This window comes from Pseudomonas sp. NPDC096925, assembly GCF_044762545.1.
GTDB lineage: Bacteria > Pseudomonadota > Gammaproteobacteria > Pseudomonadales > Pseudomonadaceae > Aquipseudomonas.
The window spans coordinates 26,291-40,171 of record NZ_JBIWEM010000005.1 but is presented as its reverse complement, the minus strand read 5'-3'; the positions used below and the strand labels follow the sequence as shown (position 1 = coordinate 40,171).

Here is a 13,881-nt window from a genome sequence, read left to right as displayed (position 1 = left end):
TGACGACGAGACCCTATGGCCACTCCCAGCGCTAGCGCCTATAACGCAGACGCCATCGAAGTCCTCTCGGGCCTTGACCCGGTCCGCAAGCGGCCGGGCATGTACACCGATACCAGCCGCCCCAACCACCTGGCCCAGGAAGTCATCGACAACAGCGTCGACGAAGCCCTGGCCGGTCACGCCCGTTCGGTGCAGGTCATCCTCCATGCCGACCACTCGCTGGAAGTCAGCGACGATGGTCGTGGCATGCCGGTGGACATCCACCCGGAAGAGGGCGTGTCCGGGGTCGAGCTGATCCTTACCAAACTGCACGCCGGCGGCAAGTTCTCCAACAAGAACTACCAGTTCTCCGGCGGCCTGCACGGCGTCGGCATCTCGGTGGTCAACGCCCTGTCGACCCAGGTGCGCGTGCGCGTCAAACGTGACGGCAACGAATACCAGATGACCTTCGCCGATGGTTTCAAGGCCAGCGAGCTGGAAGTGGTCGGCTCGGTCGGCAAGCGCAACACCGGCACCAGCGTGTACTTCAGCCCCGACCCCAAGTATTTCGATTCGCCGAAGTTCTCCATCAGCCGCCTCAAGCACGTGCTCAAGGCCAAGGCCGTGCTGTGCCCGGGCCTGCTGGTCAGTTTCGAGGACAAGGCCAGCGGCGAGAAGGTCGAATGGCACTACGAGGATGGCCTGCGCTCCTACCTGGTCGATTCGGTCAACGAGTTCCAGCGCCTGCCTGACGAGCCGTTCTGCGGCAGCCTGGCCGGTAACAAGGAGGCGGTGGACTGGGCCTTGCTGTGGCTGCCCGAAGGTGGCGACAGCATCCAGGAAAGCTACGTCAACCTGATCCCTACCGCCCAGGGCGGCACCCACGTCAACGGCCTGCGCCAGGGCCTGCTGGATGCCATGCGTGAATTCTGCGAATTCCGCAACCTGCTGCCACGCGGCGTGAAGCTGGCGCCGGAAGACGTCTGGGAACGCATCACCTTCGTGCTGTCGATGAAGATGCAGGACCCGCAGTTCTCCGGGCAGACCAAGGAGCGCCTGTCGTCGCGCGAGGCGGCTGCCTTCGTTTCCGGCGTGGTCAAGGACGCCTTCAGCCTGTGGCTCAACGCCCACCCCGAGCTGGGCATGCAACTGGCGGAACTGGCCATCAGCAACGCCGGGCGCCGCCTCAAGGCCAGCAAGAAGGTCGAGCGCAAGCGCATCACCCAGGGCCCGGCACTGCCCGGCAAACTGGCCGATTGCGCCGGCCAGGACCCGATGCGTGCCGAGCTGTTCCTGGTCGAGGGTGACTCGGCCGGTGGCTCGGCCAAGCAGGCACGCGACAAGGAGTTCCAGGCGATCCTGCCGCTGCGCGGCAAGATCCTCAACACCTGGGAGGTTGACGGTGGCGAAGTCCTGGCGAGCCAGGAAGTGCACAACATCGCCGTGGCCATTGGCGTCGACCCGGGGGCCACCGACCTTGCGCAGCTGCGCTACGGCAAGATCTGCATCCTTGCCGACGCCGACTCCGACGGCCTGCACATTGCCACGCTGCTGTGCGCGCTGTTCGTCCAGCACTTCCGCGCGCTGGTCGAGGCCGGGCATGTGTACGTGGCCATGCCGCCGCTGTACCGCATCGACCTGGGCAAGGAAATCTACTACGCCCTCGACGAGGCTGAACGCGACGGTATCCTCGACCGCCTGGTGGCCGAGAAGAAGCGCGGCAAGCCACAGGTCACCCGCTTCAAGGGCCTGGGCGAGATGAACCCGCCACAGCTGCGCGAAACCACCATGGACCCGAACACCCGGCGCCTGGTGCAGCTGACCCTGGACGACGTGCAGGCCACCTGCGAGCTGATGGACAAGCTGCTGGCCAAGAAACGCGCGGGCGACCGCAAGAGCTGGCTGGAAACCAAGGGCAACCTGGCCGAGGTCATGGTTTGATTCGGCAGCTTCTGGCTGCCTGCCTGGCGCTGGTTGCCCTGCCGAGCCTGGCGGGCAACTGGCCAGAGCTGAAGCTGAGCGCCGAGCACCCGATCGACGGCATGCGCGGAGGCAACCTGTCTGGCCTGGTGGAATGCCGGGGCGGGCTGTGGGGCGTGTCCGACCGCGACGACGACCGTATTTACCGTTTCGACCGGCAAAACCCGACCTGGCGCGCGCAACCGCTCACCTTCACCCCGCCAGCGGTACCGGAAAGTGGCCTGCCGTGGGGCCTGAAGTCGCGCAACTGGGCGGCGTCGTATATCCGTGGTGGCGAGCTGGATTTCGAAGGCATCAGCTGTGACCAGGCGGGTAACCTGTACCTGGTCAGCGAGGCTCATGCCGCGGTGCTGCAACTGCCGCTGGAAGGCGAGGCGGACTGGTTGAAGATTGACCCGGCCATGGTTCGTCAGGCCCGGGCCAGCGGCATGCTGCTGAACTTCAACGCCTTGTTCGAAGGCCTGGCGATCAACCCGGCGGGCGACCGCCTGTGGCTGGCCGCCGAGCGCGAACGCCGTGGCCTGGTGGCCATCGAACGCCAGCAATCGGTGTGGACCTGCGGACGCAGCTGTGTGCTGCTGAGCGAGGCTGGCGTCGAAATGCAGCCGGCGCAGATGCCCAATGCCCAGGCACTGTCGCGCGACTTCGCCGACCTGGCCTGGTTCGAGGGCAAGTTGTTCACCCTGGAACGCAACGCCTACCGGGTCTGCCGGCGGGATACCGACAGCGGCAAGGTCGAGCGCTGCTGGTCGTTCGCTGCCGATGCCCTGGTCGAGTCGCGCCGCTATCAACAGCCGTTTGGCCTGGCCGAGGCCCTGGTGATCGACGCCAAGGGCGCCTGGATCGGTGTGGACAACAACAACGGCGCCCGCGCCGATGGCGAGACACGCCCGATCGTCTGGCGCTTCGACGCGCCGGAAGGCGGATGGAGCGCCAAGCCATGAGCCAGGCACCGGGCAAGCGGGCTGGCAAGGTATTGATGATCGTCGCCTGGGCGGCGGCGCTGTTTCTTGCCACGCGCTTCTTCGGCCAATGGGAAGACAGCCAGCGCAACCCCAATGCCCAGGTGCAGTCGTCGCATGGTGAAGGCTTTATCGAGGTGCGCCTGCTGGGCAACGGCCAGGGCCACTTCGTGGTGGATGGCGCGATCAACGGCCAGATGGTGCATTTCATGCTCGACACCGGGGCTACCGACGTGGCCATCCCCGAGGCGTTGGGCCGCGAGCTGGGCCTGGAGCGCGGCAGCCCGGTGCAGCTCAGTACCGCCAACGGCCGTACCGAAGGCTACCGCACGCGCCTGGCCAGCCTGCAGCTGGGGGATATCCGCCTGCAGGACGTGCGCGCCATCGTGGTGCCGGGCCTGGACGGGCAGACTGTATTGCTGGGCATGAGTGCCCTGAAACAACTTGAATTTACCCAGCGCGGCGGCACCATGCTGCTGCGCCAGAACCTGAAATGACGAGGCCCGCATGAGCGACTCACTGGAACTCAGCCTGGACGGCGTAGAACGCCGCTCGCTGGCTGACTTCACCGAACAGGCCTACCTCAACTACTCCATGTACGTGATCATGGACCGCGCCCTGCCGCACATCGGCGACGGCCTGAAGCCGGTGCAGCGACGCATCGTCTACGCCATGAGCGAGTTGGGGCTCGATGCCGATGCCAAGCACAAGAAGTCGGCGCGTACCGTCGGTGACGTGCTCGGCAAGTTCCACCCCCACGGCGACTCGGCCTGCTACGAGGCCATGGTGCTGATGGCGCAGCCGTTCAGCTACCGCTACACCCTGGTCGACGGCCAGGGCAACTGGGGTGCGCCGGACGATCCGAAATCGTTCGCCGCCATGCGTTATACCGAAGCGCGTCTGTCGCGCTACGCCGAAGTGCTGCTCAGCGAAGTCGGCCAGGGCACCGTGGACTGGGTGCCGAACTTCGACGGCACCTTGCAGGAGCCGGCCGTGCTGCCGGCGCGCCTGCCCAATATCCTGCTCAACGGCACCACGGGTATTGCCGTGGGCATGGCCACCGACGTGCCGCCGCACAACCTGCGTGAAGTGGCCGCGGCCTGTGTGCGCCTGCTCGACGAGCCCAAGGCCAGCATCGAGCAGCTGTGCGAGCACATCCAGGGGCCGGACTACCCGACCGAGGCCGAGATCGTCACGCCGCGGGCAGAAATCCTCAAGATGTACGAAAGCGGCCGTGGCTCTATCCGCATGCGCGCCGTGTACCGCGTCGAGGATGGCGACATCGTCGTCACCGCGCTGCCGCACCAGGTCTCCGGGGCCAAGGTGCTGGAGCAGATTGCCGCGCAGATGCAGGCCAAGAAGCTGCCGATGGTCGCCGACCTGCGTGACGAGTCGGACCACGAGAACCCGTGCCGCATCGTCATCATCCCGCGCTCCAACCGCGTGGACGCCGATGAACTGATGCAGCACCTGTTCGCCACCACCGACCTTGAGAGCAGCTACCGGGTCAACGTCAACATCATCGGCCTGGACGGCCGGCCACAGCTGAAGAACCTGCGTGCGCTGCTGCTGGAGTGGCTGGAGTTCCGTACCACTACCGTTCGTCGCCGTCTGCAGCACCGCCTGGACAAGGTGGAGAAGCGCCTGCACCTGCTGGAAGGTTTGCTGACCGCGTTCCTCAACCTGGATGAGGTTATCCACATCATCCGTACCGAGGACCAGCCCAAGCAGGCCCTGATTGCCCGTTTCGACCTGACCGAGATCCAGGCCGACTACATCCTCGAGACCCGCCTGCGGCAGCTGGCGCGCCTGGAAGAGATGAAGATCCGCGGCGAGCAGGATGAACTGCTGAAAGAGCAGGCCAAACTGCTTGCCCTGCTGGGCAGCGATGCCAAGCTGCGCAAACTGGTACGCAGCGAGCTGATCAAGGATGCCGAAACCTATGGCGACGACCGCCGCTCGCCGATCGTCGAGCGTGCCGAAGCCAAGGCCCTGTCGGAAAACGAGCTGATGCCGACCGAGCCGGTCACCGTGGTGCTGTCGGAGAAAGGCTGGGTGCGCTGCGCCAAGGGCCACGATATCGATGCCACCGGCCTGTCATACAAGGCCGGCGATGGCTTCAAGGCTGCTGCCGCCGGGCGCTCCAACCAGTTTGCCGTGCTCATCGACTCCACCGGTCGCAGCTACTCGCTGGCCGCCCATAGCCTGCCTTCGGCGCGTGGCCAGGGCGAACCGCTGACCGGGCGCCTGACGCCTCCACCGGGGGCCACCTTCGAGTGCGTGCTGTTGCCGGACGACGACGCGCTGTACGTGGTGGCCTCGGACGCCGGCTACGGCTTCGTGGTCAAGGGTGAAGACCTGCAGGCCAAGAACAAGGCCGGCAAGGGCTTGCTCAGCCTGCCCAACGGCGCCAAGGTCATGACCCCGCGCCCGGTGGCCAACCGCGAGCAGGACTGGCTGGCGGCGGTGACCACCGAAGGCCGTCTGCTGGTGTTCAAGGTCAGCGACTTGCCCCAGTTGGGCAAAGGCAAGGGCAACAAGATCATCGGTGTGCCGGGCGACCGGGTGGCCAGCCGTGAAGAATTTGTTACCGATCTGGCCGTGATTGCCGAAGGCGCGACTCTTGTATTGCAAGCCGGCAAGCGTACCCTATCTCTGAAAGCTGACGACCTGGAGCATTACAAGGGCGAGCGAGGACGGCGCGGCAGCAAGCTGCCACGTGGGTTCCAGCGGGTCGATGGGTTGCAGGTGGAAGTGCCGGCGTAACCGGTAGAAATGTCTGGAACGGCAATTTCAGCGTCGTTCCGGGCAGAAATGCTGGAGTCGGACGGTTATTTCGCGGATGATATGGCCCTTGCGGTGCCGGCGTGGCCGTGTGCCCGTTTGAATCTACATGTATCACTGCGGTTGGCCTGATGGCGACCGCCTGGATGGGATGATGAAATTTCTGCGCCTTCCATTTGCGCTGTTGATGACTGGCCTGCTGGGCCTTGGCGGGTGCACCATGCACCAGCCGGTTGCCCTGTACCAGCTCGACAGTGGTGATCCTGGCCAGCCTTCGCAGAGTGCAGGCATGGCCGTGGTACTCGGCCCGGTATCGGTGGCCGATTACCTGCAACGCGAGACGTTCCTGCAGCGTCAGGCCGACGGCAGCCTGACTTCGGCGACCGACGGTCGTTGGGCTGGCAGCCTTTCGTCGGATATCGACCAGCTGCTGGTGCGCCAGCTCGCCTGGCGCCTGGACAGCCAGCGCGTGGTGCTGGCCCCGGCGGCTGCCGGTTTCAACCCGGATGTACAAGTGCTGCTGTCGATCACTCGCCTGGACTCGGGCAAGGACCAGCCGGCCATTCTGGATGCCCAGTGGCGCCTTCTGGACCGCCGTGGCCATGTGCGTGACAACCGCATCGTTCACCTTGAGCAGCCGCACGCGGGCAGCGAGGCGTCGCAGGTGCAGGCCCAGGGCCAATTGCTGCAGAAGCTGGCCGAACAGCTGAGCACGGCGGTCAAGCCGCTGGCCAACCAGCCAGCGATTGCCGAAGAGTCGCCTAAGAAGCCAGCTGCGCCGGTACAGGTGAAGAAGACGCCAGAGAAATCCAAGATCCCGATGGCTGCACCAATTCGTACCGATATGGAAGTCTATCGGTTCTGATTGGACTGCCAGATACGAAAAAGCCCGCATTGCTGCGGGCTTTTTCGTATCTGCTGTTTTTGTACTGCCTGTAGCGGCCTCTTCGCGGGTAAACCCGCTCCCACAGGTTCGGCGCAGGTCCTGTGGGAGCGGGTTTACCCGCGAAGAGGCCAGCCCGGTATCAGGCCCGGCGTTCGTGCATCCGCGCCAACTGCCGCTCCAGCATCGACGGGTAGGGCTCCATCAGGCGCTCCACGCAGCAGGCGCCTTCCGGGCTGGCAATCGGGCGAATGCGGGCGCGCTGGCGAATCAGCGTGTCATCGCTGATCTGCCGCTCCACCAGCAACAGGTTGCGGCTGTGCTGCGACAGCGCCAGGGCGTCCTGGGCCTTCTCGGCCATCAGCAGGTCCACCAGCTCCAGCCCTTGCAGGTCGTTGCCCAGGGCCAGGCCCAGTTGCAACTGCAGGGTAATGCCGCTGTCCGCCACCTCGATCTGCAGGGCATGGCCCAGGGCGCGCAACAGTTCGCCGCAGCAGATGGCGTTGGTCAGGTAGTCCTCGCCACAGTCGCGGCTGTGGAACAGCACCAGGGTGCTGCCGTCGTTGAGCGTGTGGGTTTCACCGTCGTAGAGCGAGGCCGCGTGCTCCAGGCAATCGCGGTAGCGCTCGGTCAGTTCGGTCAGGCGCGTGCGTGGCAGGCGGCGCAGCTGCTCCTGCGACCCCAGTTGCACGGCGAGCACGGCGCTGTACTGCGGTTCGTCGGATTCGACCACGGTGGCCTTGGGCGCGCTGTCGTCGTCCAGCAGGCCGGCGAAGGCTTGTTCGTCATCCTCGTCTGCCTGGGCGGCAAACTTGGCGCGCGGTGCGGTCTTGGCTGCCGGAGTGGCATCGTGCAGGTCGTCGTACTGCTCGTCGTCCTCTTCCTCAGGCTCTGGCTCAGGTGGCGGCGGAGGGGCCAGGCGCGCATGCAGCTGGCGAGCGATGTCGCCGATCTCGTCCTGGCGGTCGGTGGCCGGGGTATAGGGTTGCGGGTCGCGCAGCCACACCCGCAGCTGCAGCAGCGGCAGGGTGATGAAGCGGCCTTGGCGCAGGCTCAGGGTCAGCGCCAGTACCAGCAGGATGGCGGCAAGGATGCCCATGCTCTGCAGGCTGATCAGCATCGGCTGCTGGAACTGGCTCATGTCCAGGCTGATGCGCAGTTGCCCGGCAGTCACGTCCTGGAAGGTGATCTTGGTCTGGTACAGGCCTTCGGCCTCGCCCAGCAGGCTGTTGCGCGGGCGCTGGCCGGCCTCGGCGAGGATGCGGTTGTCCACGCTGTAGATCGCCGCATGGGCCACCAGCGGGTTCTTCACCAGATTGCCGAGCAGCACGTTGAGGCTGAGGATGTCGTTGGCCACCAGCAGCTCGGTCGCCGAGGTGGCGGTCTGGGTGGTCAGGCTCTGGCCCAGGGCATCGGCCTGCTCGTGCATGGCCTGCTTGAACTGCAGGCCCATTACACAGGCGTAGATCACCAACGCCAGCGCCACCAGGAATATGTTGGTGCAGGCGATGCGCAGTGCCAGTGGCACGCGACGTTGACTCAGGGCGCGATAGATCATCAGGAAGAAGTTGTCTGCTTTGACGGGCGTGGGCCGGTTCACTGAGCTCGGCTCTTAATGGCATGAAAGTGTGGGGCAGTATAGCGAGCCGGGTTTTGTCGGCAAAGTATCGTTGGCGCCCGATGGTCACGGAAAATCGGTAGAATGCGCATTTTTCATCGAAGTCGGAGCCAGGTTGTGCGCGAAATCGTCCTGATCAACATCACCGGTGAGGACCGTCCCGGTCTCACTGCGGCTATCACCGGCGTCCTGCTGCAGGGCGGTGTGAGCATCCTCGACATTGGCCTGGCAGTCATGCACGGTACCTTGTCGTTCGGCATTCTGGTCGATATCCCGGACAACGAAGTGGCTACCGCCCTGCTGCAAAGCGTGCAGGCCAAGGCCCACGAACTGAACCTGCAGGCCCGCTACACGCCGATTTCCGAGGCGGACTACCAGCACTGGGCCGATGGCCAGGGCGAGGCGCGCCACATCGTCACCCTGCTCAGCCGCAAGATTACCCCCGAGCAGCTGCAGCGGGTGAGTGCAGTGATCAGCCATTATGGCCTGACCATCGAGCGTATCGAGCGCCTGTCGGCCCGTGTGGCGCTGGATGCCGAGACCGACAAGGGCAAGGCGGCCATCGAGATCTCCGTGCGTGGCGTGCCAAGTGACTCCCAGGCTCTGCGTGCCGATTTCTTCGCCTTGGCTGAAGAGCTGAGCGTCGACATTGCCTTCCAGAAAGATGACCTGTTCCGCCGAAACCGCCGCTTGGCGGTGTTCGACATGGACTCGACGCTGATCGAAGCCGAAGTCATCGACGAGCTGGCCAAGGCCGCTGGCGTGGGCGAGCAGGTGGCTGCGATTACCGAGCGCGCCATGCGCGGCGAACTGGACTTCCGCGCCAGCTTCAAGGAGCGCATGGCGCTGCTCAAGGGCCTGGATGTGGGCGTGCTGGACGAGATCGGTGCATCGCTGCGCCTGACCGAGGGGGCCGAGAACCTGTTTGCCGAGCTCAAGCGCCTGGGTTACAAGACTGCGATCCTGTCTGGTGGCTTTACCTACTTTGCTCGCCAGGTGCAGGCGCGGCTGGGTATCGACTATGTGTTCGCCAACGAGCTGGAAGTGGTTGATGGCAAGGTGACCGGCGTGGCCGTGGAGCCGATCGTCGATGCCCAGCGCAAGGCCGAGCTGCTACAGAAGCTGGCCAGCGAAGAAGGCTTGCAGCTGGAGCAGACCATTGCCGTGGGTGACGGTGCCAACGACCTGCCGATGCTGTCTCTGGCCGGCCTGGGCGTGGCGTTCCGTGCCAAGCCGCTGGTGCGCCAGTCGGCCAAGCAGGCTATTTCCACCCTGGGGCTTGATGGCGTGCTGTACCTGCTGGGCTTGCGCGACCGCGACGCGCGCGGCTGATCGGGACTTTGGGGCTGCTGTGCAGCCCTTCGCGGGCACGCACAGCGGACCCAATAAAAAGGCCCTGCAATGCAGGGCCTCTTTCATACTGCTCGAATCAAGCCTGCGCAGGCGCCGCCAACTGCTGCCCCATGCGCACCGCAGAACCAGCACCCAGGTTCTCAGCCCACTTCACCTGCTCCGGCCCGAACAGCACGATAGCGGTCGAACCCAGCTTGAAACGGCCCAGTTCGGCACCTTTCTCCAGATGGATCGGCGCGCGGCTGGCCTCGTCGTAACGGAAGGTCTTCAGCTCACGCTTGGGCGGCGTCACCAGCCCTGCCCACACGGTTTCGATCGAAGCGACGATCATCGCGCCAACCAGCACCACGGCCATCGGCCCGCGTTCGGTATCGAACAGGCAGACCACGCGCTCGTTGCGGGCGAACAGCTCGGGGACGTTCTCCGCGGTGGTCTGGTTGACCGAGAACAGGCGGCCCGGCACGTAGACCATTTCACGCAGGGTACCGGCCAGCGGCATGTGCACGCGGTGGTAGTCCTTGGGCGACAGGTAGATGGTGGCGAACTCGCCGCCCATGAACGGCGCGGCCATGGCCGGGTCACCGCCCAGCAGTTCCTGCGCGCTGAAGCCGTGGCCCTTGGCCTGGAAGATGCGGCCGTGCTCGATCGGGCCAAGCTGGCTGACGGCACCGTCGGCCGGGCACAGGATCGCGCCCGGGGTCTCGTCCAGCGGGCGGGCACCTGGCTTCAGGGCACGGGTGAAGAATGCATTGAAGTGCTCGTAGGCGCTCAGGTCTTCGACCATGGCTTCGGCCATGTTCACCTGGTAGCGCTTGGCGAACCAGGCGGTGAAGGCGTTCTTGAACCAGCGCACGCGGCACTCGGCAATGCAGCCGGCCAGCCGTGACAGCAGGTGGTGCGGCAGCAGGTACTGGCTGATGATGAACAAACGGGATTTCATGCAGGTTCCTTAGACTTCTACAGGCGTGTCCGGGTGGTTGCCCCATTCGCTCCACGAGCCGGCGTAAGCCTTGACGCGTGGGTAGCCGAGGGCCTTGGCCACCAGGTAAGTGAAACCGGAGCGGCGGTGGGTCTGGCAGTGGGTGATCACTTCCTTGTCGGGGGTGATGCCCAGGTTCTGCAGGACTTCGGCGATGTCCTGGCGGATGCGCAGGTGGTCGTTGAGGTCCATGCCGGCGGTCCACTCGAAGTTGATCGCGCCGGGGATGTGGCCGCCTTTGGCTGCCAGCACTTTCTCGCCGCTGAATTCCTGCGGGCCACGGGCGTCCCAGATGACCAGGTCGTCGGCGCCCAGGCGGCTTTGCAGGTACTCGCGAGTAGCGGTGGGCTCACTGTCGATGCGCAGGTGTACAGGCGTGTTGCCGCTGGCGGGTACTTCGGTGGAGAGCTTGTCGGCCGGCCAGGCCTGGATGCCGCCATTGAGGTAGTGGTAACGCTTGTGGCCGATCACGTCGAGCAGCCAGATGAAGCGCCCGGCCCAGCCGCCGCCTTCATCGTCATACACCACATACACGGCATCGTCGCGGTGGCCGAGTTCGCTGAACAGTTTTTCCAGCTCGCCCAGGGCCGGCAGCAGGCCGGGCGCGGGGGGCTGGCCGAGCTGGGTACGCTTGCCTTCGACGAAGCGTGCGCCGGGAATATGCCCGCTGACATAGCGGTTGGTGCTGCTCAGGTCGACCAGGATCAGCTGTGGCGAATCCAGGCGTTGCAGCAGGTCCGCGGCTTCGATTACCAGGGGCAGGCCGGAAAAGTCAGTCATCCACGGTCTCCAGTGTGGAAAGAGGGCCGATTGTAGCGCAAGGCTCAGGCCTTGCGGTTGGCAAACACCGACAGCGCCCGCTCGGTGCATTGTGCGGTCTTGCCGAAGGCTTGCACGCTGATATCGGCCAGTGGCCGGCAGCCCTGGTCAGCCACCATCAGCATCAGCACCTGGTCGTTCACCGCCAGCGAGCGCAGCAGCACGTGCTCGCTGCGGAACAAGGCGCGCAGCGGGGCCGGCAGCAGGGCCGAGAACTGGCTGTGGTTTTCCGGGGTGATGCGCAGTTGTCCAGCCTGGGCCAGCAGCTTTTGCAGCAGTTTGTTCTGCGATACCTGCAGGGCCAGGGCCCCGGCCTCCTTGGGCAGGCCGGCGAGTTGCTGTACTCGCAGGTAGTCGCTGGCCTTGTCCAGGCTCAGCAGCAGGATGCGCTGCATGCCGCAGGCCAGCAGGGCTTCGATGGCCTGGGTGGCCAGGTGCACGGTGTTGGTGAACGGGCTGGGCTGGGCCAGCAGGTGCTGGCACAGCTTGCGCCAGCGCGCCAGGTCGTCGCTGCTGGGCGGTGGCGGTGCCAGCATGTCCGGGTGCGGGCGACGCTGGTGCCAGGGCCAGATCAGCGCTTCGGCCGGGTGGAACAAGGCATGCTGGGCATGGCGGCGGGCGCTGGCCGCAGCCTGCTGGTGCACTTGCTGCTGCACGTCATCCAGCGAGGTCTGCAGGTACAGCGCGGTCAGCAGTTGCCAGCGCAGCAGGTGCGGGTTGTCCCAGCCCACCTGGGCCGCAAGGGCCAGGTTATTGGCCAGCAGCACGGTGTTGGCCGGCTGGTTGAACCAGCGGCGCAGGCCGGGCTCGGCATCCAGGCGGTGTTGCTGGCTGAGCAGGTCCTGGTCACGGGCGATATTGAGCACCTGGGCCAGCTGTTCGCGTTCTTCCAGCAGCAGGCGGTATCCCTGGGTCACCCATTGTGGCAGGCGCCAGTACTCCGCCATGGTCTGGCACAGCGCGATGATGCGCACGCCAAACAGCTCTTCCTCGACATGGGTGGCGTCCTCGCCCTTGTGGATAACCCGCAGCTCCCAGGTGTCGAGCAGCTTGGGGTAGGCCAGCGCCAGCGGCCAGAGTGGCGACAGGAACAGCAGGCTACCCCAGTGGATCTCCTGCCACAGCCGTGCCAGGCGGCTGGCGAACAGGCCGCTGGCCTGCTGCGAAGCGTGCTGGCTGATCAGCTGGAACTGGCACAGTACCGGCGGGATCTCTTCGACGGGTACCGCAGGCAGGCGCTTGAGCAACTGTTCGCTGCGCTCCAGACCCAGGCGGTTGAGGGCGACTTCCAGGCTTTCGGCTGGCTCGGCCAGGCTGGCATTGGTGGGGTGATTGGCTTCGCGCATCACCGACAGCACCAGTGCCGGGCTGTCCTGCATCAGTTCGGCGATATCGCGCAGCGAGCGGCGGCTATCGTGGATGGCGGCCATGACCCGGTCGTAGCTGTGCTTCGGCACGGGGATGCGAACACTCTCGAGCAGCTTTACCCAGGCCTCTAGCGTACGTGGAGCCTGAGCGGGCACCTTGGTTTCAATTGGCATTTTGACATCAGTCCGAACTGGCTTTTCGCATTGAGTGGCTATAGTCTGGCGCAGTTCTGCCGATAAGTAGAAGAAGAGTTTTAAAGCTCCCGCCTCTTCCCCTGACCACGACAGCAAGTGCTTTGAACCTATGGCTAAAATTATCGGCATCATCGTCGTATTCGCGAGCGTGCTCGGCGGATACGTGCTCTCCCACGGCAAGATCGCAGCGCTGATCCAGCCGTTCGAAGTACTGATCATCGGCGGTGCGGCCTTTGGTGCATTCCTGCAGGCCAACCCTGGCCACATGACCATGCACGTCATCAAGAAGTCGATGAAGATGTTCGGCTCGCGCTTTACTCACGCCTTCTACCTGGAAGTGCTGGGCCTGGTGTACGAGATCCTCAACAAGAGCCGTCGTGAAGGCATGATGGCCATCGAGGCCGACATCGAAGACGCCGCCGCCAGCCCGATCTTCGCCAAGTACCCGACGGTGCTCGCCGATGAACGCATGACTGCGTTCGTCTGCGACTACCTGCGCATCATGTCCACCGGCAACATGGCCCCGCACGAGCTCGAGGGCCTGTTCGACATGGAACTGCTGAGCATGAAGGAAGAGCTGGAGCACCCATCCCATGCGGTGACCGGTATCGCCGACGGCATGCCCGGCTTCGGTATCGTTGCGGCGGTACTGGGTATCGTGGTGACCATGGCCTCGCTCGGTGATGGTGACCAGGCCTCCATCGGCCTCCATGTGGGTGCGGCGCTGGTGGGTACCTTCTTCGGTATTCTGGCGGCTTACGGCTTCTTCGGCCCGTTGGCCAAGTGCCTGGAGCACGATGCCAAGGAAGAACTGAACCTCTACGAATCGATCAAGGCTTCGCTGGTGGCCTCGGCCTCGGGCATGCCGCCTTCGCTGGCGGTCGAGTTCGGGCGCAAGGTGCTGTACCCCAAGCACCGCCCAAGCTTCGCCGAACTGGAACAAGCGGTTCGCGGTCGCTGAG

At 64.9% G+C, this 13,881-nt stretch carries 11 protein-coding genes; 7 read left to right on the top strand and 4 right to left on the bottom strand.

Annotation, left to right across the window (positions count from 1 at the left end; genetic code table 11):
* The first annotated feature begins 15 nt into the window (after positions 1–15).
* The 5 genes from parE to ACIQYU_RS15825 all read left to right on the top strand — a co-directional run bounded on the left by parE (position 16) and on the right by ACIQYU_RS15825 (position 6,570).
* Positions 16–1,920, top strand: a complete 1,905-nt coding sequence (parE, locus tag ACIQYU_RS15845) for a DNA topoisomerase IV subunit B (RefSeq protein WP_015272020.1) — start codon at positions 16–18, stop codon at positions 1,918–1,920.
* Complete coding sequence (locus ACIQYU_RS15840) at positions 1,917–2,903, top strand: esterase-like activity of phytase family protein (RefSeq protein WP_207828656.1); 987 nt, start codon at positions 1,917–1,919, stop codon at positions 2,901–2,903. The genes parE and ACIQYU_RS15840 overlap by 4 nt, the downstream gene beginning before the upstream one ends.
* Positions 2,900–3,418: a TIGR02281 family clan AA aspartic protease gene (locus ACIQYU_RS15835; RefSeq protein WP_207828658.1), complete on the top strand. Its 519-nt coding sequence runs from the start codon at positions 2,900–2,902 to the stop codon at positions 3,416–3,418. The genes ACIQYU_RS15840 and ACIQYU_RS15835 overlap by 4 nt, the downstream gene beginning before the upstream one ends.
* 10 nt (positions 3,419–3,428) lie before the next feature.
* Positions 3,429–5,687 carry a DNA topoisomerase IV subunit A gene (gene parC / locus ACIQYU_RS15830; protein WP_207828660.1) on the top strand — a complete coding sequence of 753 codons (2,259 nt, stop codon included), beginning with the start codon at positions 3,429–3,431 and terminating at the stop codon, positions 5,685–5,687.
* Between the two features lie 172 nt (positions 5,688–5,859).
* Positions 5,860–6,570, top strand: coding sequence for a membrane integrity-associated transporter subunit PqiC (locus ACIQYU_RS15825; protein ID WP_063911940.1), 711 nt, complete (start codon positions 5,860–5,862; stop codon positions 6,568–6,570).
* Positions 6,571–6,730: 160 nt separating this feature from the next.
* Here ACIQYU_RS15825 and ACIQYU_RS15820 read toward each other — a convergent pair whose 3' ends face one another.
* Complete coding sequence (locus ACIQYU_RS15820) at positions 6,731–8,188, bottom strand: AhpA/YtjB family protein (RefSeq protein WP_207828663.1); 1,458 nt, start codon at positions 8,186–8,188, stop codon at positions 6,731–6,733.
* 135 nt (positions 8,189–8,323) lie between these two features.
* On the opposite strand from ACIQYU_RS15820, the gene serB reads away from it, so the two are divergent.
* Positions 8,324–9,538, top strand: coding sequence for a phosphoserine phosphatase SerB (gene serB / locus ACIQYU_RS15815; protein ID WP_063911938.1), 1,215 nt, complete (start codon positions 8,324–8,326; stop codon positions 9,536–9,538).
* A 97-nt stretch (positions 9,539–9,635) separates the two neighbouring features.
* Here serB and asd read toward each other — a convergent pair whose 3' ends face one another.
* From asd to ACIQYU_RS15800, 3 genes are read right to left on the bottom strand one after another with little or no spacing between them, the layout of a single operon-like run.
* Entirely contained in the window at positions 9,636–10,499 is an 864-nt protein-coding gene (asd, locus tag ACIQYU_RS15810; protein WP_063911937.1) for an archaetidylserine decarboxylase, read from the bottom strand.
* Positions 10,500–10,508: 9 nt separating this feature from the next.
* Entirely contained in the window at positions 10,509–11,318 is an 810-nt protein-coding gene (locus ACIQYU_RS15805) for a rhodanese-like domain-containing protein (protein WP_233687336.1), read from the bottom strand.
* Positions 11,319–11,362: 44 nt separating this feature from the next.
* Positions 11,363–12,898, bottom strand: a complete 1,536-nt coding sequence (locus ACIQYU_RS15800; RefSeq protein WP_207828671.1) for an HDOD domain-containing protein — start codon at positions 12,896–12,898, stop codon at positions 11,363–11,365.
* A 130-nt stretch (positions 12,899–13,028) separates the two neighbouring features.
* On the opposite strand from ACIQYU_RS15800, the gene motA reads away from it, so the two are divergent.
* Positions 13,029–13,880: a flagellar motor stator protein MotA gene (motA, locus tag ACIQYU_RS15795; RefSeq protein ID WP_015272014.1), complete on the top strand. Its 852-nt coding sequence runs from the start codon at positions 13,029–13,031 to the stop codon at positions 13,878–13,880.
* Position 13,881 lies beyond the last annotated feature (1 nt).

Excerpts from the sequence above, each read along its gene's own strand:
- motA (WP_015272014.1), top strand. The coding sequence starts at position 13,029 with ATGGCTAAAATTATCGGCATCATCGTCGTATTCGCGAGCGTGCTCGGC.
- parE (WP_015272020.1), top strand. The coding sequence starts at position 16 with ATGGCCACTCCCAGCGCTAGCGCCTATAACGCAGACGCCATCGAAGTC.
- parC (WP_207828660.1), top strand. The coding sequence starts at position 3,429 with ATGAGCGACTCACTGGAACTCAGCCTGGACGGCGTAGAACGCCGCTCG.
- ACIQYU_RS15825 (WP_063911940.1), top strand. The coding sequence starts at position 5,860 with ATGAAATTTCTGCGCCTTCCATTTGCGCTGTTGATGACTGGCCTGCTG.
- ACIQYU_RS15805 (WP_233687336.1), bottom strand. The coding sequence starts at position 11,318 with ATGACTGACTTTTCCGGCCTGCCCCTGGTAATCGAAGCCGCGGACCTG.
- ACIQYU_RS15835 (WP_207828658.1), top strand. The coding sequence starts at position 2,900 with ATGAGCCAGGCACCGGGCAAGCGGGCTGGCAAGGTATTGATGATCGTC.
- ACIQYU_RS15800 (WP_207828671.1), bottom strand. The coding sequence starts at position 12,898 with ATGCCAATTGAAACCAAGGTGCCCGCTCAGGCTCCACGTACGCTAGAG.
- asd (WP_063911937.1), bottom strand. The coding sequence starts at position 10,499 with ATGAAATCCCGTTTGTTCATCATCAGCCAGTACCTGCTGCCGCACCAC.